General features: G+C 44.1%; 1 protein-coding gene. It reads left to right on the forward strand.

The window, feature by feature from the left end; all coding sequences use genetic code 11:
* On the forward strand, positions 1-315 hold a 315-nt coding region (locus ACNKXV_RS13975), incomplete at both ends, for a GTP-binding protein (protein WP_417908329.1).

Genomic DNA, 315 nt, shown 5'->3' on the forward strand with positions numbered 1-315 from the left:
CTCAAATGGACGGTGCTATCCTTGTTGTAGCTGCTACTGACGGTCCAATGCCACAGACTCGCGAGCACATCCTTTTGGCTCGTCAGGTAGGTGTACCTCAGCTTGTAGTTTTCTTGAACAAAGTCGACATGGTTGACGATCCAGAATTGTTGGAACTTGTTGAAATGGAAGTTAGAGATCTTCTTTCTTTCTATGAATTCGACGGTGATAACATTCCTGTGATTGCTGGTTCTGCTCTTGGAGCTTTGAATGGTGAAGAAAAGTGGGTTGAGACTGTAATGCAGTTGATGAACGCAGTTGATACTTACATTCCTC

This window comes from Christiangramia aquimixticola (assembly GCF_048285835.1).
GTDB classification, from domain to species: domain Bacteria; phylum Bacteroidota; class Bacteroidia; order Flavobacteriales; family Flavobacteriaceae; genus Christiangramia; species Christiangramia aquimixticola.